The sequence below is a fragment of the Sphingopyxis sp. HIX genome, from assembly GCF_001468285.1.
Lineage (GTDB): Bacteria > Pseudomonadota > Alphaproteobacteria > Sphingomonadales > Sphingomonadaceae > Sphingopyxis.
The window spans coordinates 20,995-40,768 of sequence record NZ_LNSB01000049.1 but is presented as its reverse complement, the minus strand read 5'-3'; the positions used below and the strand labels follow the sequence as shown (position 1 = coordinate 40,768).

The 19,774-nt window shown below is 68.3% G+C and carries 16 protein-coding genes; 9 read left to right on the top strand and 7 right to left on the bottom strand.

What is annotated here, in order from left to right:
• The 3 genes from ATE62_RS23720 to dacB all read left to right on the top strand — a co-directional run.
• Positions 1–1,501 (top strand): permease (locus ATE62_RS23720; RefSeq protein ID WP_443028874.1); only part of this gene is annotated, 1,501 nt, incomplete at its 5' end.
• Positions 1,498–2,520, top strand: a complete 1,023-nt coding sequence (locus tag ATE62_RS19420) for a serine hydrolase domain-containing protein (RefSeq protein ID WP_058809974.1) — start codon at positions 1,498–1,500, stop codon at positions 2,518–2,520. The genes ATE62_RS23720 and ATE62_RS19420, both read left to right, overlap by 4 nt.
• Position 2,521: 1 nt before the next feature.
• A complete protein-coding gene (dacB, locus tag ATE62_RS19415; RefSeq protein ID WP_058809973.1) occupies positions 2,522–4,000 on the top strand; it encodes a D-alanyl-D-alanine carboxypeptidase/D-alanyl-D-alanine endopeptidase in 1,479 nt (492 codons plus the stop codon).
• A 9-nt stretch (positions 4,001–4,009) separates the two neighbouring features.
• Here the strand turns inward: dacB and ATE62_RS19410 are convergent, their stop codons facing one another.
• Positions 4,010–6,394, bottom strand: coding sequence for a penicillin acylase family protein (locus ATE62_RS19410; RefSeq protein ID WP_058809972.1), 2,385 nt, complete (start codon positions 6,392–6,394; stop codon positions 4,010–4,012).
• Between the two features lie 395 nt (positions 6,395–6,789).
• On the opposite strand from ATE62_RS19410, the gene ATE62_RS19405 reads away from it, so the two are divergent.
• A complete protein-coding gene (locus ATE62_RS19405) occupies positions 6,790–9,789 on the top strand; it encodes a TonB-dependent receptor plug domain-containing protein (protein WP_082662911.1) in 3,000 nt (999 codons plus the stop codon).
• A 69-nt stretch (positions 9,790–9,858) separates the two neighbouring features.
• On the opposite strand, the gene ATE62_RS19400 is transcribed toward ATE62_RS19405, so the two are convergent.
• The 6 genes from ATE62_RS19400 to radA form a co-directional block, all read right to left on the bottom strand.
• Positions 9,859–10,323 (bottom strand): SRPBCC family protein, encoded by a 465-nt coding sequence (locus tag ATE62_RS19400; protein WP_058809970.1) that lies wholly within the window; start codon positions 10,321–10,323, stop codon positions 9,859–9,861.
• Between the two features lie 4 nt (positions 10,324–10,327).
• Entirely contained in the window at positions 10,328–10,669 is a 342-nt protein-coding gene (locus ATE62_RS19395) for an ArsR/SmtB family transcription factor (protein ID WP_058809969.1), read from the bottom strand.
• An 81-nt stretch (positions 10,670–10,750) separates the two neighbouring features.
• Positions 10,751–12,610, bottom strand: a complete 1,860-nt coding sequence (locus tag ATE62_RS19390; RefSeq protein ID WP_156420653.1) for a cation:proton antiporter domain-containing protein — start codon at positions 12,608–12,610, stop codon at positions 10,751–10,753.
• 32 nt (positions 12,611–12,642) lie between these two features.
• Complete coding sequence (locus ATE62_RS19385; protein WP_058809968.1) at positions 12,643–13,071, bottom strand: iron-sulfur cluster assembly scaffold protein; 429 nt, start codon at positions 13,069–13,071, stop codon at positions 12,643–12,645.
• Positions 13,068–13,637, bottom strand: coding sequence for a CvpA family protein (locus ATE62_RS19380; RefSeq protein ID WP_082662910.1), 570 nt, complete (start codon positions 13,635–13,637; stop codon positions 13,068–13,070). Before ATE62_RS19380 ends, ATE62_RS19385 begins: the two co-directional genes overlap by 4 nt.
• A 10-nt stretch (positions 13,638–13,647) precedes the next feature.
• Positions 13,648–15,009, bottom strand: a complete 1,362-nt coding sequence (gene radA, locus ATE62_RS19375) for a DNA repair protein RadA (protein ID WP_058809966.1) — start codon at positions 15,007–15,009, stop codon at positions 13,648–13,650.
• A gap of 55 nt (positions 15,010–15,064) precedes the next feature.
• On the opposite strand from radA, the gene ATE62_RS19370 reads away from it, so the two are divergent.
• The 5 genes from ATE62_RS19370 (at position 15,065) to ATE62_RS19350 (ending at position 19,771) form a co-directional block, all read left to right on the top strand.
• Complete coding sequence (locus ATE62_RS19370) at positions 15,065–15,748, top strand: DUF4197 domain-containing protein (RefSeq protein ID WP_058809977.1); 684 nt, start codon at positions 15,065–15,067, stop codon at positions 15,746–15,748.
• Between the two features lie 50 nt (positions 15,749–15,798).
• A complete protein-coding gene (fsa, locus tag ATE62_RS19365) occupies positions 15,799–16,449 on the top strand; it encodes a fructose-6-phosphate aldolase (protein WP_058809965.1) in 651 nt (216 codons plus the stop codon).
• 70 nt (positions 16,450–16,519) lie between these two features.
• A complete protein-coding gene (locus ATE62_RS19360; protein ID WP_058809964.1) occupies positions 16,520–17,323 on the top strand; it encodes a crotonase/enoyl-CoA hydratase family protein in 804 nt (267 codons plus the stop codon).
• 19 nt (positions 17,324–17,342) lie between these two features.
• Positions 17,343–18,842 (top strand): acetyl-CoA acetyltransferase, encoded by a 1,500-nt coding sequence (locus ATE62_RS19355; RefSeq protein WP_058809976.1) that lies wholly within the window; start codon positions 17,343–17,345, stop codon positions 18,840–18,842.
• 50 nt (positions 18,843–18,892) lie between these two features.
• Entirely contained in the window at positions 18,893–19,771 is an 879-nt protein-coding gene (locus ATE62_RS19350; protein WP_058809963.1) for a YwqG family protein, read from the top strand.
• The last annotated feature ends 3 nt before the right edge of the window (positions 19,772–19,774 follow it).

Genomic DNA, 19,774 nt, shown 5'->3' with positions numbered 1-19,774 from the left:
TAACTTGTCCGCCGCCGCCATCCCCATCCCCCTCCAGGCCGACACCCCCGCCAAGCCCTCCGCGCGCCGCCTGTTCGGCCTCTACCTCCTGCTCGGTTTCTCGGCCGGCCTGCCCTTCTACATGTTCAACGCGGTGCTCACGCTGCGCCTGTCGAAGCATGGCGTCGACATCGTCATCATCGGCTTCTTCGCGTGGATCGCGCTGCTGCCGACCTTCAAATTCGCCTGGGCGCCGCTCGTCGAGCGCTACGACATCCCCGGCTTCGCGCGTTTCTGGGGGCGAAGGCGCGGGTGGATCATGCTGTCGCAGCTCGGCATCTTCCTCTCGATGGTCGCGATGGCCTTCACCTCGAGCGACAAGAGCCTGCCGCTCACCGCGCTCTTCGCGATCCTGCTCGCCTTCTGGACGACGACGCTCGAGGTCGCCGCCGACGGCTGGCGCATCGAGCTCGCTCCCAGCCAGGCCGAACAGGCGCCGATCGTCGCCGCGAACCTCTGGGGCTATCGCAGCGCGATGGTCGCTGCAGGAAGCGGCGCGATCCTGGTGGCGGCCTGGGCCGACTGGACCTGGGCCTATCTCGTCATCGCGGTCGCGGCCTTCGCCCCCTTCCCGATCCTCGCCGCGATGCGGCCCGACCAGCCAGGCACATCCGGCCGCGGCGCCGCGCTGATCAAGGGCGTGTCGGCCAGCCTGCTCATCCTGCTCGCCGCGACTCTCGCCACCGCGGCCATCGGTTGGGTACTGCTGTCGGCCGCCGAGGGCGCGGGCATTTCGGCGAAGACCAACGTCACCCCCGTCGTGCTCGCGATCGCGCTACTGCCCTTCGTCGCACTCGCGCTCGCGCTCCCGCGCATCAACCGCCTGCCCGCCGAGCTCTTAGCCCGCAAGTCGGGCTTTGCCGCGGCCTATGTCGAGATCTTCTGGCGCTACGGCTATGCGGTGCTCGCGTTGCTCGGCTTCGTCTCGCTCTACCGCATGGGCGACGTGCTCACGCTGACATTGTCGCACCCGCTATGGAACGAGCGCGGCTACAGCTTGCACCAGATCGGCGTCGCCGACGGCGTCGTCGCCTTGTCGGCGAGCATGGCGGGGGTCGCGCTCGGCGGCTGGCTGTCGACGCGGCTGTCGCTCGGCTGGACGCTCGGCATCGGCGCGGTCACCGCTGCGCTCGGCAACTGGATCTACGTCTGGCTCTGGCACAGCGAGCCCGCGTCCTTCATCCTCTACACCGCGGTCGCGGTCGACCAGTTCGGCAACGGCTTCGCGGGCGCGGTGTTCGTCGTCTATCTCTCGATGCTGGTCAGCCCGAAATATCCGGGCGCGCAATATGCCCTGCTCTCGGGCTTCGCCTTCCTGCTGCCGCGCCTGCTCGCCGGCGCCTCGGGATCGATGCAGACCCAGATCGGCTATGACGGCTTTTTCCTGCTCTCGGGCGCACTCAGCTTCGCGGCGATCTTCCTGCTCCCCGTCATCGTGCGCGTGAAGGGACGTACGGCATGAGCATCGACGCCGTCTGCGAAGCGGGCTTCGCCCCCGCGCTAGAAGCGACGCAAAACGGCCGCATCCCCGGCGCCGCGCTCGGCGTCGTCAGCGCCGACGGGACAAGCGCGGTGCGCTTCGCGGGCATGGCCGCGCTCGTCCCCGAGCGCGAGGCACTGACGCGCGAGCACTGGTTCGACCTCGCCTCGCTCAGCAAGGTGATCGCGACGACGGTGATGATCCTGACGCTGGCGGAGCAGGGGCGGCTCGACCTCGACCGGCCGCTGACCGACGCGATCCCCGACCTTCGCCAATATGACGTCGCAAATGCCGCCGAGCGGCGCCTGACCTTCCGCGACTGCCTGATGCACCGCAGCTTCCTGCCCGCGGTCGAACCCATCTACACCTATGGCGATGATCCCGCACGGCTGCGCGCCTTCGTCCTCCAGCGCGAATGGCGCCGCGGCCCGCCCCTCTATTCGGACATCAATTTCATTCTGCTCGGCATCGCGATCGAGCGCCTCACCGGCGCGCCGCTGTCGGCCTGGCCGCTCGGCGAAGGCCTCGGCTTCGGTCCGCCGCCCGGTCCCGCGGTCGCCACCGAAAATTGCAGCTGGCGCGGACGCGTGATGAAGGGCGAGGTGCACGACGAGAATGCCTATGCGCTCGGCGGCGCGCCCGGTCATGCCGGGATGTTCGGCACCGTCGACGGCGTGCTCGGCTTCGCGCGCGCGCTGGTGGCGGGTGAGATCCTGTCGCCCGCGATGATGGCCGAGATTCGCACCGCGGGCGAACGCCCCCGCAGTTGCGGCTGGGAACGGGCCTTCGCCGGATGGCACGGCGGCGACGCCTGCTCGGCCGATACGATCGGCCACACCGGCTTCACCGGCACCGGCCTCTGGATCGATTTCGAACGCGGCCTCGCCTGGACCTTGCTCACCAACCGGGTCCACCCGACCCGCCACGCCGACAGCGGCATCGTGGCGCTCCGCCCCGCCGTGGGCGCGCGCATCATTTCAGCATGGGACGAACGGACATAATATGACGCCAAAGATCGCACGCTTCGCCCTCGCTTCGGCGCTCGCGCTGTCGCTTTCGCTGACCGCGGCGAGCGCGCAGACCAATCCGGCGCCCGTCCCCTTGCAGGCGACGGTCGAACAGAAGCTCGCCGAGGGCCCGCCGGGTTCGCGCTTCGGCATGCTCGTCACGACGATGGACGGCGAAATCCTCGTGTCGATCGCCCCCGACCAGCGCTTCATCCCCGCGTCGAACACCAAGATGTTCACCACCGCGATCGCCTATGCCGAACTGCCGCTGCTGCAACAGACCGCCAAGGGCACCGGCGTCCGCCTCGAACAGGCGGGCGGCGCGACCGACGTCGTGCTCCACGGCCGCGGCGATGCGCTCCTGTCGAGCGCCGACGACTGCAAGACCGACTGCCTGCAGGTCCTCGCCGATGCGGTCGCGGCGAAGACACGCCACGTCCGCAACATCACCGGCGACGACAGCTGGTTCCCCGACGAACGCTGGAGCCCCGGCATGAGCTGGAACAACATCCAGTCCCGCTACGGCACCGGCACCTCGGCGCTGACGCTCGACGACAATGAGCTGGTGGTGAAGCTCAAGCCCGGCGCGATCGGCGCTGCGCCCACGATCGACGCGCCCGGCTATTTCACCATCGAAAATCGCGTCACCACCGTCGCGGGCAAGGAGGAGGATATTGAGGCCGACCGCATGCCGAACAGCCGCGTCCTCCGCCTGACCGGTACCGTCGGCGCCGAGGCTGCGCCGCTGACCTTGCGCTACGGCATCGACGACCCCGCGCATTATGCCGCTTGGCGCCTCCGCGAACTGCTGCGCGCACGCGGAGTGAAGGTCGATGGCGAGATCGCGGTCCGCCACCGTCCGCTGGCCGCCACCGACGATCCCGAGAAGCGCAAGGGCGCCCCCGCCACCCTGCCGACCGAACCCGCGATGCTCGCCGAACTGCCCGCGCCCTCGCTCGCCGAGAATATGATCCGTATCAACAAGGAGAGCCAGAATCTCCATACCGAACTGATGCTGCGCCGCGTGTCGCGCCACGCCGGCAGCGGCTCGATCGCCGACGGGCAGGCGGTGATGCACCGCGTGATGACCGCAGCCGGGCTGCCTGAGACCGGCTATCACTTCGCCGACGGGTCGGGCATGTCGAGCTACAACCGCATCAGCCCGCGCGCCGCAGTCGGCCTGCTGAGCTGGATATCGCGCCAGCCGTGGAGCATGGCGTGGCGCGAGACGCTGCCGATCGCCGGGCGCGACGGCACGCTGCAAAGCCGCTTCAAGGGCACGATTTTGGAAGGCAAGCTCTTCGCCAAGACCGGGTCGCTCAACGCGTCGCGCGCGCTGTCGGGCTATCTCACGACGCGCAGCGGCAAGACGCTCATCTTCTCGGCGCTGGCGAACGACATGCCCGAGGACACCGACAGCCAGGCCACTGCCGCGGTCGATCGCGCGCTGGTCGCGATCGCCGAGGCGCTTTAGGTCCCTACCCTAAGCAGGTGTCAGGACCAGCCGCGCGGCGGCGTGGCGGTCGACCGCCGCCTTGCTGTACCAGAGCGGCTGCATCGTCCCCGCGAGCCATAGCGGGTAGAAGTCGCGATAGCGCGGCGAGCGCGGGTCGGCCGACTGGCCGGGCAGCAGCAGGAAGCGGCTGTTGTCCCACGCGCCGACGTCGGCGACGAACAAATAGCTCGCGCCGTGCGACACGTCGAAATTGCGGCGCGCGTTGAAGCCGCGCGCCATCGGCGTGTTCCAGTCGCCGCCCGAGCGGCCGCCCATGATCTTCGGGAAAGCCGCCGCGATCGCGCGGTTCGACGCCGCGAGCGGATGCTCGATCGTCACGCGGTGCAGGTCGCCCCATTGCCAGCCCGCCGGATCGGGCCCGCCGAGCTCGATCGCCTTTCTCCACCCGGCGACCAGCGCGCCGTCGACCAGCGCATCGCGCGCCGCCGCGGGATCCTCGCCCAGCCTTTTGTCGCGCTCCGCCAGCATGCGCAGCATCTCGGCGAGGTTGAGCGACGTCACCAGGTCGCGCGCCGCGGCGGGCACGACGCGTTCGTACACCGCGGTCGAGAGCAAAGGCAGCACCATCTCGTAGAGCAACGCCGCGCCGCTATTCGCCTCGATCCCGCAATCCCAGCGCTTGAGCAGCGCCGCCGCGTCCGCCGCCTCGGCCGACGGAGCGGCTGGGAGCAGCTTGACCAGCGCGCGCGCGGGCAGCGACTGGACATCGTGCTGCAGCGCGATGCTGTCCTCGATCCGGTGTTTCGGCTGCGCGCGCAGCACCTCGGCGCAGCGATCGTAGCGGAAGGGATCGCTCCAGCTGAAGCTGATGATCCGCTCGCGATACGGATAATCCTTCGGCAGGTTCATCTGGTTGGCCGAGGCGAACCAGCCTTCCGCGGGGTTATAGACGTGCGGCATATCCTCGACCGGCAGGATGCCCGTCCAGTCATAGTCGCCGTCGCCGGGCGCGGGGAACAGCCCGTCGTGCTTCGGCCGCCGCGGGGTGAAACCGATCGTCTGCCACCCGGTGTTGCCGTCGATGTCGGCATAATGGAAATTGGTCGGCGAGACGTGCAGCTCGAACGCTTTGCGCAGCGACGCCCAATCGGTCGACAGGTTGATCGCGATCATCGCGAAGCGCGCATTGGCGCCGGGCAGCATCGCGACGGTGGCGAAGGCGACCGCGCGGCTGCGCGCCGCATCTTCCGACACGATGGGGCGACCATCGGCGTAGCGCAGGATGACGCGCTCGGCCGGCGCGCCCTTGACGAGGATTTCCTCCTCGAAACTCTCGAACGCCTTCCACTCACCCTTGTGCCAGTAACGGCCCGGATCGCCGTCTTGCGTGCGCAGGATGAACAGGTCGGTCTGGTCGATGTGGAAATTGGTGCGGCCGAAGGCGAAGCGATCGGTGTGCCCCTGCATGATCCCCGGCAGCCCCGGGGCGCCGGCGCCGATGACGTCGAGCCCGGGCGCCGACAGGTGACACATATGCCGCGGGCTCGACCGCCCGATGCCGAGATGCGGGTCGTTCGCGAGGATCGGGCGCCCCGTCGCGGTGCGCGAGGGCGACACGGTCCAGGCGTTGCTGCCCTGCGCGAAGCGGTCCTGTCGGCGCGCGTCGGGGTCGAGCCACGCGGCTTCCTGCAGCGGCTCGAAGCCCCCCGGCCGGTTGGCGGGGTCGAGCACGCCGAGGTCGGCTTCGCTCACCGCCGCGGTGTCGAGCCCGTCGGGCACGGTGAACGACCAGGCGGGGCGCAGCGGCGCCATCAACTGATCGGCCTCGAGCAGCCCGCGCGCGTGGAGCTGCGCGCGGCGCACTTCGTCGTCGGCGTCGCCCATGCCGATACCGCGGCCCCGCACCAGATCGCGCACGTCCCAGCGCAGCGGGCTGATCCCCAATATCCCATATTCGAGCGGCAGCAACGACGGGTCGGCGGCCAGCTCGTCGATCCGCGCGTTCACCCCCGCGACATAGCCCTCGGCGCATTCGAGCACCTCGGGCGGCAGCGCCGCCAGCTCGGCTTCGATGTCGCCGCGATAGAGGAAGAGCCGCGCCGCCTTGTCGGCCGCGACGAAGCGCGGGCCGAAGGATTCGGCCATCCGCCCCATGTCGCGGCGACGTTCCATGTCGATCTGGAACAGCCGGTCGCGCGCGACCAGATAGCCCTGCCCGAAAAAGGCATCGTGCCTGGAGGCGGCGCGGACATGCGGCACGCCCAATTCGTCCTCGACCACCTCGATCGGCGCGCGCGCGCCAGCCAGGCTGATTTTTTGCGTCGCGCCCTTGACCCGCGGTTTGGCGAACAGGCTGCCCGGCATCGCGACGAGCGCGGCCGAAGCCAGCAAGAATGCACGGCGCTGGATCAACAGGCCCTCCCCGAAAGTGAATGACGATCGCGAAACAAAACCCTATCGCAGCCCCCTGCCGCGGCCCCATAACAAGCGGGGCGCCGCCTATAACTGCAAGCTATCCGCATTATGGCGCCGCGCGGCAACCCCATACCCCCAGGCTATATGTCCATATCGCAAGGTTAGCAGCGGAGCAGTTGACCGGCTGCAACCACCCTGTAACCTCGCCTCACGAAGCCGGACATCCGCGGCCCCCGGTCGCGGCCTTTGCCGGCCGGTTACGGTGACTATCCAAGAAAATAACAGGACGGAGCGACGCTCCGCCAGGCGGACAGGTGGGACGACAGGGCGGACCAAAGGCACGCGGCAAGCGACGTGCGGTTCGGCCCCAGGGCAACAAAGGGGACGGTAATATGCGTAATATTGGACGAGTTCGCGGGTCGCTGGGCCGCAATATCGGGTTCGGCGCGGCGATGACCGCGTTGGCGCTGGTTCACAGCGTCCCGGCCATGGCGCAGGAAACGCCGCCGCAGGAAGAAAGCGACGAGGCGGCCTCGGGCGATCAGATCATCGTCACCGGCTCGCGCATCGCGCGCGACGGCTTCAAGGCGCCGACCCCGGTCATCGTGCTGACGCAGGAGGATATCCAGAACACCTCGCCGTCGAACAATATCGCCGACTTCGTCAACCAGCTGCCGCAGCTCGCGGGCTCGACCAAGCCGGCCAACTCGCGCCTCAATATCTCCAACGGCTCGGCAGGCATCAACGCGCTCAACCTGCGCAACCTGGGCGAGAGCCGCGTGCTCGTGCTGGTCGACGGCCGCCGTTCGGTCGGTTCCACGATCTTCGGCTGGGTCGACATCAACACCATCCCGCAGGCGCTGATCGAACGCGTCGAGCTGGTCACCGGCGGCGCGTCGTCGGCCTATGGTTCGGACGCGGTCACCGGCGTCGTCAACTTCATCCTCAACAAGAAGATGGAGGGGCTGCGCATCACCGGCGACGTGGGGATCACCCATGTCGGCGACGGCTTCAACTATTCGGGCAGCATCGCGGGCGGCAAGTCGTTCGCCGACGGCCGCGGCCATGTCGTCTTCAATGCCGAGATCGCGCATCAGGACGGCATCTACGAGGTCGACCCGAACGACCGGCCGTGGAACCACAAGGGCTATCTGGCCTTCGCCAACCCGGCCTATACCGCGACCAACGGTCAGCCCGCCTTCATCACCTTCCGCGAGAATGCGGGGCAGACCAACCAGGCGCCGGGCGGCTTCATCACCGGCTCGGCGGGCAACAACAACGCGCTGCGCGGCCTCTATTTCGGCCAGAACGGCCAGGTCATCCCGTTCCAATATGGCTCGTTCAACTCGCCCGCGCTCGGCGGCGCCGCCGCCGTCACGCGCACGGTCGGCGGCGACTGGCGCGTCAACGATTCGGGCCGCCGCATCGGCCTTGCGCCGAAGGACGACCGCTACGGCTTCTATGGCCGCCTCAGCTTCGACGTGTCGGACGGCGTGACTTTGTTCGCCGAGGGATCGTTCAACAAGCAGGAGGTCTTCTTCAACGCCGGCCCGAACCTCGGTTCGGCGACGCTCAACACCACCGGCTGTACGGTCGTCCCGACCCCGATCACCTGTAACGCCTTCGCGCTGCAGACGCTCGGCGCGCAGCGGCTCGCGGGCGTCACCAGTGTCAGCATCACGACCACGGCGGCCGACCTTCCCTTCCGCGGCATCAACAACAAGCGCCAGGTCCAGCGCTACGTCATCGGCGCCGAGGGCGAATTCGACGCCTTCGGCAAGTCGGCGCGCTGGGACGTCTACGGCCAATATGGCCGCTCCGACGTGCGCGAACAGCTGCGCAACATCATGCACGTCGCCAAGATGACCGCCGCGACCAACGCGGCCTTTGCGCAGGCCGGCAACCCGCGCAATTATGCGGTCGGCTCGATCCAGTGCCTGATCAACGTCGATCCCGATCCGGCGAACGACGATCCGAGCTGCGTGCCGCTCAACCGCCTCGGGATCGGCGTCGCCGACCCGGCGGCCATCGACTATGTGCTCGGCGATCCGTTCCGCAAGCAGGTGCTGGAACAATATGTCACCGGCGCCAACCTGTCGCTGACCCCCTTCGCCACCTGGGCGGGCGACGTCAGCATCGCGGTCGGCGGCGAATATCGCGAGGAAAAGATCCGCGGCAGTGTGCCCGCCGAGTTCCAGCCGATCATCAATCCCAACGGCACCACCTCGAACCGCTGGTCGGTCGGCAACTACCTGCCCTTCCGCGGCAGCTATAATGTGAAGGAAGCCTATCTCGAAACGCTGATCCCGCTGGGCTTCGGGCTCGAATTCAACGGCGCGGTGCGCGCGACCGACTATTCGACCTCGGGCTATGTCACGACCTGGAAACTGGGCGCGACCTGGGCGCCCATCGACGATATCCGCCTGCGCGTCACGCGCTCGCGCGACATTCGCGCGCCGAACCTGAACGAGCTTTTCCAGGCCGGCACCGCGAACAGCGATTCGGTGCGCAACCCCGCCTTCACCCCCGATCTCGCCAATGGCCCGCAGTTCTTCCCCTATTCGGGGCTGACCACGGGCAACCCCGCGCTCGAGCCCGAAAAGGCCGATTCGTGGAACATCGGCGGCGTGATCACCCCGCGCTTCCTGCCGGGCTTCCAGGCGTCGGTCGATTATTTCCGCATCGATCTCGAGGATGCGATCGACTCGATCAGCGCGCAGGAAGTGGTCAATCGCTGCAACGAAGGCATCCAGGCCTTCTGCGACGCGATCACCACCGATCCGGTGCGCTCGACCCCGGCCGTGCCCTATCTGCTGATCCGCACCCAGCCCTTCAACTATGTGCGCCGGCTGGTGCGCGGCATCGACTTCGACGCCGCCTATCGCCTGCCCGTGGGCGAAGACAGCAGCATCACGCTCAAGGGAACCGCGACGCGCTACATCGAGAATCTGTCGGAGACCGGCATCGCCGGGACGACGCCGGTCAACACGGTGGGCGCCAACGGCGGCCAGTTCAGCACGCCCAAGTGGATCTTCCGCGCCAACCTCAATTATTCGACCCCGACCTTCTCCGGCACGGTCACCGGCCGCGGCGTGAGCTCGGGCAAATATCTGGCGAATGCGATCGAATGCACCAGCGGGTGCCCGACCTCGACCAGCCAGTTCCCGACCTATGACAACAACCGCGTCAAGGGCACCTTCTACGTCGACCTCAACCTGACGCAGAAGATCAAGGTCGGTAATGCGTCGGAGGCGGAGTTCTTCTTCAACGTCACCAACCTGTTCGACGCCAACCCGCTGCTGCTCCCCGAAACGGGACTCGCCGCGAACAGCACCTTCTCCGACCTGCTCGGCCGGAGCTACCGTGTGGGCGTGCGCTTCAAGCTCGACTGACGCGGCACGAAGGCAAAAGAAAAAGGGCGGACATAAGTCCGCCCTTTTTGTTTGAGCTCGGCCCCGCGCTCAGGCTTCGGCGAGTTCTTTCGCCAGCGCCTCGAACAGTTCGCGCGTGCCCTCCTCGCGCCCCGCGACATTGCCGTCGTGATAGGCACCCTGCTCGGTCAGCACGAGCCGCGTGCCCGCGCCCTCGTCGAAGAATTCGACCGTCGACAGCGACGACGACAGCGGCGCGCCGCCCATGGTCATCGCATAAGCGAAGATCAGCCGCGCCGCGGGCTCGACGTCGAGATAGGTCGTGTCGTTGGTGATCTCGATGTCGGCGCCCGGCGGGCTGAAGCGACTCGTCTCGACCGCGCCCGGCTTCACCTCGCGCGGCGGGTCATAGGCGTGGACCGTCCAGCCGTCGGACTCGACCAGCCAGCGGCGGCGCGATGCGGCGTCGGTGAAGGCGGCCCAGACGCGCTCGCGCGGCGAGCGATAGCCGCGTTCGACGGAGAAGCTGGCGTGGTGGATGCGGGATTCGGTCATGCTGTCATTCCTTTGCGTCTTCGGGGGTTTCGCCCAGGATATCGCCCAGCCGATCGAGCCGGCGTTCCCAGGCCGTGCGCTGCGCCGTCACCCAGCTTTCGAGCTGGCGCAGCGCCGCGGGGTTCAGCGAGACCGTCCGCACCCGCCCGATCTTCTCGCTGCGCACGACGGCGGCACCTTCCAGGATCGAAAGATGCTGCATCACCGCCTGCAGCGACATCGGAAACCCGCCCGCGAGTTCGCTCACCGAGACGGGCTGCTTCGTCAGCCGCTCGATCATCGCGCGCCGCGTCGGATCGGCGATGGCGTGGAGAATCGGGTCGATCGGGGTCGAATGGTCAAGCATATGCTTTACTAAGCGCGCACACCGATTCGCGTCAAGAAAAAACTCAACCGATCACTTTACTATTGGAGGCCGGTCCGCACGCTAGGCGAAACTGTCGCCCGCATCCGCTTCCTCGCGCGCCAGCTTCGCCGCGCGCCGCGTCTCGCGCAATTTCTCGAGGATGCTCGTACCCTCGCGGCTGCCGCCCGGCTGGAAGCGGTGGTCCATGCCCGCCGACAGGTCGCCGCCCGCCATCTGCGCGCCCAGCCGCACCTCGTCGAGATGGCGCAGCGCGGCTTCGACATCCTCGATCTCGCGCCGGTCTATATCCAGTTGCTCAAGCGCCATCAGCCCCAGCGCGATCGAGCTTTCGAACACCTCGCGTACCGCGCTGGTCACGCCCGCACCGTCGATCGCGATCAGCTGGCGGCGGTCGAACACGCGGGTCAGGATCTTCGCGTGCGGAAAGGCCTCGACCACCGGGCGCAGCGCCTCGGCGTCGACGCTGCGGTCGTCGATGCAATAGACGATCAGCTTCGCCTCGTCGGCGCCCGCACGGCGGAGCAGGTCGAGCCGCAGCCCGTCGCCGAAATAGACCTTGGTGTCGAAGCGCTCGGACAGCTCGATCTGGCTCGGCTTCTTGTCGATCAAGGTCACCGAGCAATCGACCGCGTGCAGCATCTGCGACACGATCTGCCCGAAACGGCCGTAGCCGATGACCAGCGCCGACCCGCGCGGCGCATGTTCGGGCCCCGCGAGTTCCCTGCCGCTCTTGTCGGGCGCGAACTCCAGGTTGCGCGCGAACAGCATCAGGAAGGGCGTCGAGACCATCGACAGCGTCACCACCGCGCTGAACAGGCTGGCGGCCTCGGGCGCGATCAGCAGCGCGTCGGCCGCCTGGGTGAAGAGCAGGAAGCCGAATTCGCCGCCCTGGCTGAGCAGCAGCCCTAGCCCCAGCGCCGCGCGCCACCCCATGCCGTAGACGCGCGCGATGCCCGTGAGCACTGCGACCTTGACTACGACCAGCCCCGCGGCGAGGCCGAGCACGAGCAGCGGCCGTTCGAGTACTGCGCCGACGTCGAGCACCATGCCGACCGCGAGGAAGAAGAGCCCGAGCAGGATCAGGCGGAAGGGTTCGACATCGGCCTCGATCTCGTGCCGGTACGGCGAATCGGCGAGCATCACCCCCGCGATGAACGCGCCGAGCGCGGTCGAGAGGTGCAGGCTGTGCATGAAAGCCGCGCTCGCGAGCACGACGAGCAGCCCGACGACGACGAACAATTCGCGCTCGCCATAGCGCCCCACGAGGCGCAGCAGCGGGTTGAGCACGAAGCGCCCGACGAGCACCAGCGCGGCGATCGCGCCGACGGTGTAGAGCGCCATCTGCCACCCCGGCGGCGCCGAGGGGTCGGCGGGTGCGCGCGACAGCGCCGCGACGATGGTGATCATCGGCACGATCGCGAGGTCCTGGAACAGCAGGATCGAAAAGGCCTTTTCGCCGAAGGGCGAGTTGATCGTCCCCGAGCTCTTGAGGCTGGGCAGCACCTGCGCGGTCGACGACAAAGCGAGCGGCAGCCCGAGCGCGAGCGCCGCCTGCCAACTGAAGCCCAAAGTCGCGAGGATCAGCGCGGTGAGGATCAGCCCGCTCACCACCACCTGCGCCATGCCCAGCCCGAAGATCGCACGGCGCAGGTCCCACAAGCGGCGCGGATGCAGCTCGAGCCCGACGAGGAAGAGCAGGAAGGCGATGCCGATCTCGGCAAAGGCGAGCTTCGATTCGCCGCCGCCGACCAGCCCCAGCCCGTGCGGCCCAACGAGCGCGCCGGCGATCAGATAACCGAGCACCGCGCCGAGCCCCAGCCGGCGGAAGATCATCACGAACAAAGTCGCGACCCCGAGCAGGATCGCGCCCTCGAAGAGCAAGGTATCGGTCGCGGTCTCGCCCGCCTTTTCGGCGGCGATGTTCGACGCTGCGGTCGCGAACAGCAACAGGCTCACGCCCGCGCCGCCTGCGGCTCGAGCGCCGCGATCGCCGCGTCGAAGGGCAGCAGGATCGCGCCGTGCCGCGCGGGATAATCCTTCGCGGGCGCGAGCAGGTCGAACCCCGGCCAGTCGGGCCGATCGCCGCCGCCGCCGAACCAGCCCGCGATCGCCGCGCGCGCCGCGCGGATGTCCTCCAGCCCCTTGCCCGCCGCGTGGCGCGCGAGCAGCGACGCCGACGCCTGGCCCAGCGCGCACGCCTCGACATGCATGCCGACGGCGGTCACGCGCCCCGCATCGTCGGTGTCGAGATCGAGCAGGATGCGGCTGCCGCAGAGCGGCGCGCGCAGCGACGCATGATGGCGCGCGCGCGGCAGCGGCAGATATTCGGCGGTCGCAACCGCGAGCGACAAGATGTCGCGGTTATAGAGCGGCGCGCTCATTTCGCGCCCGCAGCGGGTGCGTCCCCCTTGTCGTCGGCGCCGCCATTGGCTTTGGCCTCGCGCGCCGCCGCGCGGCGCTCGGCGATCACCTTGCTCATCGCCGAACTCGTCGCGTTGAGCGCCGGATAGGTGCGGCTGTCGGTCATCCACGCGGGCCGCTGGGCATTGCCGTAGCCGATGTCGTAGAGCAAAGTGACCAGCATGAAGCCGATCGTCGCGATCAACAGCCCCTTGATCGCGCCGAACCCCGCACCGAGCCCACGGTCGAAACCGCCGACGATCGACGCGCGGCTGCGCTGCCCCATCGCGCGCGATCCCCATTTGGCGAGCGCGAACACCCCGCCGAACAGGATCACGAAGGCGAGCACCGCGGCGCCGCCCTCGGTCCCGACCCAGCCCGCGACCAGCCCGGTCACCGTGCCGTGGAGCAGGCGCACCGCGAGGATCGCGAGCACCCAGGCGAGCAATGTCGTCACCTCCTGCACCAGCCCACGCGAAAAACCGAGCACCGCCGAGCCGCCGACCAGCAGCAACACGAGCACATCCAGAGCCGTCAAACTTCCCATGTGCCGGTCGCTAGTCGCGCCCGAGCATCAGGTCAACGAGTTCGCCGAGTCGGGCGAAACCGGTGACCGAAATCCCGCCGGTGCCCTTCATCCCCTTGGGGCCCCAACCGGTCGAAAAGCCGAGCTTTGCCGCCTCGCGAAGCCGCAGCCCATCGTGCGCCACCGGACGCACCTCGCCCGACAAGGACAGCTCGCCGAAGACGATCGCGTCCGACGGCACCGGCCGCTCGCTGAACGCCGAAATCAGCGCCGCGGCGACCGCGAGGTCGGCCGCGGGATCGGTGAGCCGATAGCCCCCCGCGATGTTGAGATAGACCTCCGCGCCTCCCAGTTGCAGCCCGCAGCGCGCCTCCAGGACCGCGAGCACCATCGCCAGCCGCCCGCTGTCCCAGCCGACCACGGCGCGGCGCGGGGTCGCCCCGCTCGCCAGCCTTACAGTCAGCGCCTGCACTTCGACCAGCACCGGCCGCGTGCCTTCCAGTGCCGGGAACACCACCGACCCCGGCACGTCGCGGCTGCGGTCGGTCAGGAACAGGCTCGACGGGTTGGCGACCTCGCCCAGCCCGCCTTCGCCCATCGCGAACACCCCGATCTCGTCGGTGCCGCCGAAGCGGTTCTTCACCGCGCGCAGGATGCGATATTGATGGCTGCGCTCGCCCTCGAAGGCGAGCACGGTGTCGACCATATGTTCGAGCACGCGCGGCCCCGCGATCGTCCCGTCCTTGGTGACATGGCCGACGAGCACCAGCGCCGCGCCGCTGTCCTTGGCGAAGCGGATCAATTCCTGCGCCGAGGCGCGCACTTGGCTGACCGTCCCCGGCGCGCCCTCGATCAGGTCGCTGTGCATCGTCTGGATCGAATCGATGACGACGAAGTCGGGGTCGCTGCTCCCCAGCGTCGCCAATATGTCGCGCACCGAGGTCGCGCTCGCCAGCGCCACCGGCGCCTTGCCGAGCCCCAGCCTTTGCGCGCGCAGCCGCACCTGCGCCGCCGCTTCTTCGCCGCTGATATAGACCACCGACTTGCCCGCGAGTGCGAGCCGCCCCGCCGCCTGCAACAGCAAGGTCGACTTGCCGATCCCCGGGTCGCCGCCGATCAGCGTCGCCGACCCCGCCACGAAGCCACCGCCCAGCGCGCGGTCGAACTCGGCGATCCCGCACAGCATCCGCTCAGGCATGACGCTGTCGGCGTCCAATGTTTCGAGCGCGATCGTGCGCCCGCCCTTGCTCAGGTCGTGCTTCGCCGAAAAGACGCTCTCGCCCGCTTCCTCGACCAGCGTGTTCCACTCGCCGCAATCGGCGCATTGCCCCTGCCAGCGATAGGTGACAGAGCCGCAATTCTGGCAGACATATTGACGCTTCGCTTTGGCCATGCCGTCCGCTTAATCGGAACAAAGGCGGAACGCTACTAGATTCGGGAGAATGACGATGACCGCCCTGCTCACCGACCGCCGTATGCTGCTGTCGGGCCTCGCGCTCGCGCCGATCCTGACCCTGCCCGGCTGCGCCAGCCTGCCGGGTTTCAGCCTGGCCGACGCGATCCGCGAATTGCTCTCCCTCTCGTCGGAGCGCGCCTTCGCGTTGCTCCTGAAGCCGGGCGGCTTCTACGACAGCCAGGTCGCGCGCATCGACCTGCCGCCGCAGCTCGGAGGGAGCGGCGCCTCGTCGATCGTCGCGCGCGTGCTCTTGACCGGCGCCTTCAAGACGCGGCTGACCAAACAGGTCAACAGCGCCGCGCGCGAGGGCGCCGAGCGCGCCGCGCCGCTCGTCGCCGACGCGATCCGGAGCATCAGCATCGCCGACGCCGCCGCGATCGTGCGCGGCGGCCCGACCGCGGCGACCGACCTGCTCGAACGGTCGATGGGCCGCAGCCTCGTCGGCGCGATGTTTCCCGGCGTCGATCAAGGGCTCCGCCTCGCCGACAATGCGGTGGTGACCGAAGCGCTGCGCGCCGCGACCGGCATCGATTTTCGCGGGCTGGTGCAGGACGTCAGCGACCGCACTCACGACGGCATCTATCGCGCGATCGGGCAGGAAGAAGCCGCGATCCGCGCCAACCCGCGCGCAACGGGCAGCCCGCTGCTCACCGCCGTCTTTGGCCTCGCGCGCTAGGCGGCTATAGGCGTCTCACGAATCGCCCTCCCAACAGGAAGCCCAGCGCCATGAAATTTTTCGCCGACACCGCCGAAATCGCCGACATCCAGGAACTCGCCGCGACCGGCCTGCTCGACGGGGTGACGACCAACCCCTCGCTGATCGCCAAGTCGGGCCGCGATTTCAAGGAAGTGACGCGCGAGATCTGCGCGCTGACCACCGGCCCCGTCTCGGCCGAAGTCGTCGCGCTCGATCACGCGACGATGATGAAGGAAGCCGAAATCCTCCGCAAGATCGCCCCCAACGTCTGCATCAAGGTGCCGCTGACGATCGACGGCCTCAAGACCTGCAAGGCGCTGACCGGCGACGGCACGATGGTCAATGTCACGCTCTGCTTCTCGGCGGCGCAGGCGCTGCTCGCCGCCAAGGCCGGCGCGACCTTCGTCTCTCCTTTTGTGGGCCGCCACGACGACAATGGCTTCGACGGCATGCAGCTGATCTCGGACATCCGCCTGATCTACGACAATTACGGCTATGAGACCGAGATCCTCGTCGCGAGCGTACGCCACGGCATCCACGTGCTCGAGGCCGCCAAGATCGGCGCCGACGTGATGACCGCGCCGCCGTCGGTCATCAAGGGGCTGTTCAAGCATATCCTGACCGAAAAGGGCATCGAGGGCTTCCTCGCCGACTGGGCCAAGACCGGCCAGTCAATCTAAGGTCCGTCGTTAACAGTTGACGTAAACGTCAACCTGCGTCGATACTCTCCCCGACAAAGGGAGAGATTCGATGACCGACACCGCCGCGCCCGCCGTCCTCAGCGAACGCCGGGGCCATATCTTGATCGTCACGATCAACCGGCCCGAGGCGCGCAACGCGGTCAACGCCGCGGTGCATGTCGGCATCGGCACGGCGCTGGAGGAAGCCGAGAGCGACCCCGAAATCCGCGTCGTCGTGATCACCGGCGCGGGCGAGAAGAGCTTCTGCGCCGGCGCCGACCTCGTCGCCCTCTCGCGCGGCGAGCATCTCGCGCCGAGCGATCCCGCGCAGCAGGCGTGGGGTTTCGCCGGCATGGTGTCGCACCCGATCTCGAAGCCGATCATCGCCGCGGTCAACGGCTTCGCCTTCGGCGGCGGCTGCGAGATCGCGCTGATGAGCGACATCATCGTCGCCGCCGACCATGCGCAATTCGGCCTGCCCGAGGTCAAGGTCGGGCTGTTCGCCGCGGCCGGCGGGGCCTTCCGTCTCGCGCAGCAGCTGCCGCGCAAGCTGGCGATGGAATATATGCTCACCGGCGACCCGATCCCCGCCGCGCGCGCCGCCGAATATGGGCTGGTCAATCATGTCGTCCCGCTCGCCGACCTGCTCCCTACCGCGCTCGCGCTCGCCGAGAAGATCGCGGGCAACGCGCCGCTGTCGGTGCAGGTGTCGAAGCGCGTCGCGCTCGGCATCCAGGACGGCCGCATCGCCTCCGACGCCGCTTATTGGGAGCATAATACGATCGAGCGCAACGCGCTGATGCGCAGCGAGGACGCGCGCGAAGGCCCGCTCGCCTTCGCCCAGAAGCGCAAGCCCGAATGGAAGGCGCGCTGAGATGGGCCAAGAAACCAAAATGACCGATCCCGAACTTATCCCCGTCATCATCGGCGTCGGCCAGGTCAACGACCGGCCCGAAGACCCCGACCAGGGGCTCGACTCGCTCGGCCTGATGGTCGCGGCGCTGAATGTCGCCGCCGCGGACGCCGGCATCTCGCTGACCGAGATCGACAGCCTCGCGATCGTCGACCAGATCAGCTTCCACAGCCTCGGCAAGCTGCCCGAACCGCTCGCCGCGGCGATCGGCGCCAGCCCGAAGATCAACTATCAGTCCGACGCCCCGCACGGCGACACCCCGATCCGCCTGCTCAACGAGGCCGCGAACCGCATCGGCGCGGGCGAGATCAAGCTCGCCGCCATCGTCGGCGCGGAGGCGCTGCGCACCGCCGCCGGCCGCGCCGCCAAGGCGGCGAAGGGCGAGGACAAGAGCTATAATGCGATCCGCCAGGTCGCGACGCGCCGCGAACCCAATTATTCGCAGCTCCACGGCCTGTCGGCGCCGGTCGACGTCTATCCGCTCTACGAAAACGCGACGCGCGCCGCGTGGGGGCAGACGCTGACCGAAGCGCAGGACGAGAGCGCGCAAATCTGGTCGCGCTTCTCCGAGGTCGCCGCCGCCAACGACGGCGCCTGGATCCGCAAGCCCGCCACCCCCGCCGACATCCTCCGCGTCGACGAGCGCAACCGCCCCATCGCCTTCCCCTATTCGAAGCTGATGGTCGCCAATTCGTCGGTGAACCAGGGCGCGGGCTTCATCGTCGCCAGCCTCGCCGAGGCGCGCCGCCGCGGCATCCCCGAGGACCGGCTCATCTACGTCGGCATGGGCGCCGCAGCGAAGGAACCCGCGAATATCCTGTGGCGCGACCGCTACGACGGCAGCGTCAGCATGGAAACCAGCATCAACCGCACCCTCGCGCTCAACGCGATGACGGCGCAGGATTTCGACTTCATTGAACTCTACAGCTGCTTCCCCTGCGTCCCCAAGATGGCGCGCCGCACGCTCGGCTGGCCCGCCGACAAGCCCGCGACGGTGTTCGGCGGCCTGACCTTCGGCGGCGGACCGATCGCCAATTATATGAGCCATGCGGTGGTCTCGATGGTCGAAAAATTGCGCGAGGAAGGCCGCTACGGCTTCCTCTTCGCCAACGGCGGCTTCGCAACCGACAATCATTGCATCGTGCTCGGCAGCGAGCCGATCGCCGCGGCTGCCTTCCCGCAGGACTATGACTATCAGGCTGAAGCCGAGGAGAGGCGCGGCCCCGTGCCCGAACTGGTCAAGGATTATGCCGGCCCCGCGACGATCGAAAGCTACACGGTCTTCTACGGCCGCGACGGCGCCCCGAAAGCCGGGGTGGTCGTCGCGCGCACGCCCGGCAGCCAGCGCACGCTGGCGCATGTCGACGTCGGCGACGCCGCGATGCTGGCCTTTCTGACCGACGGCCAGGCCGAACCGGTCGGCACGGCGGGCGAGGTCGTCGCGCTCGGCGAAGACCGCTTCGGCTGGCGGGCCGCATAGGCGTCGAAATTCGCTCGCCCCCGATCCACTGAGCCGATAGGCTCCACGCGATGAGAAAGCTCCTGCTCCCCGCGGTCCTCGCGGCAGCCACGATTTTCGGCTGCACCCCGGCAACCCCCGCCGAACCGACGATTCAGGAGATGCTGCGCGACCCCGCGGTCGCCGAGTTCGCCGCCTGGCAGCAGAAGCACAAGCTGCCCGCGATCGAACTCGAACCCGCCGGTCCTGCGCCCGCCACCCCCGGCGGCACGCGCATCGGCGGCCCCGTCTGGCTCGCCGCGGGCGAAGCCTGGCCGACCGATGCCGAGGGCAAGCCGATGGCCTTCCTCGCGCAGGTCGATTTCGCCGCGATGCCGCCGCTGCCCGACTATCCGGCCAGCGGCGTGCTGCAATTCTTCATCGCGCGCGACGACCTCTATGGCGCGAATTTCGAGAAGCCCGAGGCAGGCAAGTTCCGCGTCATCTGGCGCGAGACGATGACCGGCCCCGGCAAATTGCACCAAGGACGGCCCGCGGGCGACCGCGGCATCGACGATTATTCGCCGCTCTACGACGCCACGGTCGCGCAGGGCATTGCGCTGAAGCCCGCGCGTAGCGACCAGATGCCCTCGGTCGAATCCTGGCTCGCAGAACGCGACTTGAGCCCGCTGCTGGACGACCGGACCAGGAGCGACCGCATCTATGCCTTCGCCGACAAGCAGCTCGAACTGGCGAGCCAGGGCCATCATGTCGGCGGCCACCCCGGCTTCACCCAGTCCGACTGGCGCGCGGACAAGCCCTATCAGGACGTCGACCGCGTGCTCCTCAACCTGTGGAGCGACGACCACATCATGTGGGGCGACATGGGGCAGGGCCAGTTCATGATCCGGCGCGAAGACCTGCTGAAGCGCGACTTCGGCAAGGTCTTCTACCAATGGGACTGCTACTGAGCG

Bases quoted from the DNA above. Each gene is read 5' to 3' on its own strand.
- ATE62_RS19420 (WP_058809974.1), top strand. From the start codon at position 1,498: ATGAGCATCGACGCCGTCTGCGAAGCGGGCTTCGCCCCCGCGCTAGAA.
- dacB (WP_058809973.1), top strand. From the start codon at position 2,522: ATGACGCCAAAGATCGCACGCTTCGCCCTCGCTTCGGCGCTCGCGCTG.
- ATE62_RS19405 (WP_082662911.1), top strand. From the start codon at position 6,790: ATGCGTAATATTGGACGAGTTCGCGGGTCGCTGGGCCGCAATATCGGG.
- ATE62_RS19400 (WP_058809970.1), bottom strand. From the start codon at position 10,323: ATGACCGAATCCCGCATCCACCACGCCAGCTTCTCCGTCGAACGCGGC.
- ATE62_RS19395 (WP_058809969.1), bottom strand. From the start codon at position 10,669: ATGCTTGACCATTCGACCCCGATCGACCCGATTCTCCACGCCATCGCC.
- ATE62_RS19385 (WP_058809968.1), bottom strand. From the start codon at position 13,071: ATGAGCGCGCCGCTCTATAACCGCGACATCTTGTCGCTCGCGGTTGCG.
- ATE62_RS19380 (WP_082662910.1), bottom strand. From the start codon at position 13,637: ATGGGAAGTTTGACGGCTCTGGATGTGCTCGTGTTGCTGCTGGTCGGC.
- radA (WP_058809966.1), bottom strand. From the start codon at position 15,009: ATGGCCAAAGCGAAGCGTCAATATGTCTGCCAGAATTGCGGCTCTGTC.
- ATE62_RS19370 (WP_058809977.1), top strand. From the start codon at position 15,065: ATGACCGCCCTGCTCACCGACCGCCGTATGCTGCTGTCGGGCCTCGCG.
- fsa (WP_058809965.1), top strand. From the start codon at position 15,799: ATGAAATTTTTCGCCGACACCGCCGAAATCGCCGACATCCAGGAACTC.
- ATE62_RS19360 (WP_058809964.1), top strand. From the start codon at position 16,520: ATGACCGACACCGCCGCGCCCGCCGTCCTCAGCGAACGCCGGGGCCAT.
- ATE62_RS19355 (WP_058809976.1), top strand. From the start codon at position 17,343: ATGACCGATCCCGAACTTATCCCCGTCATCATCGGCGTCGGCCAGGTC.
- ATE62_RS19350 (WP_058809963.1), top strand. From the start codon at position 18,893: ATGAGAAAGCTCCTGCTCCCCGCGGTCCTCGCGGCAGCCACGATTTTC.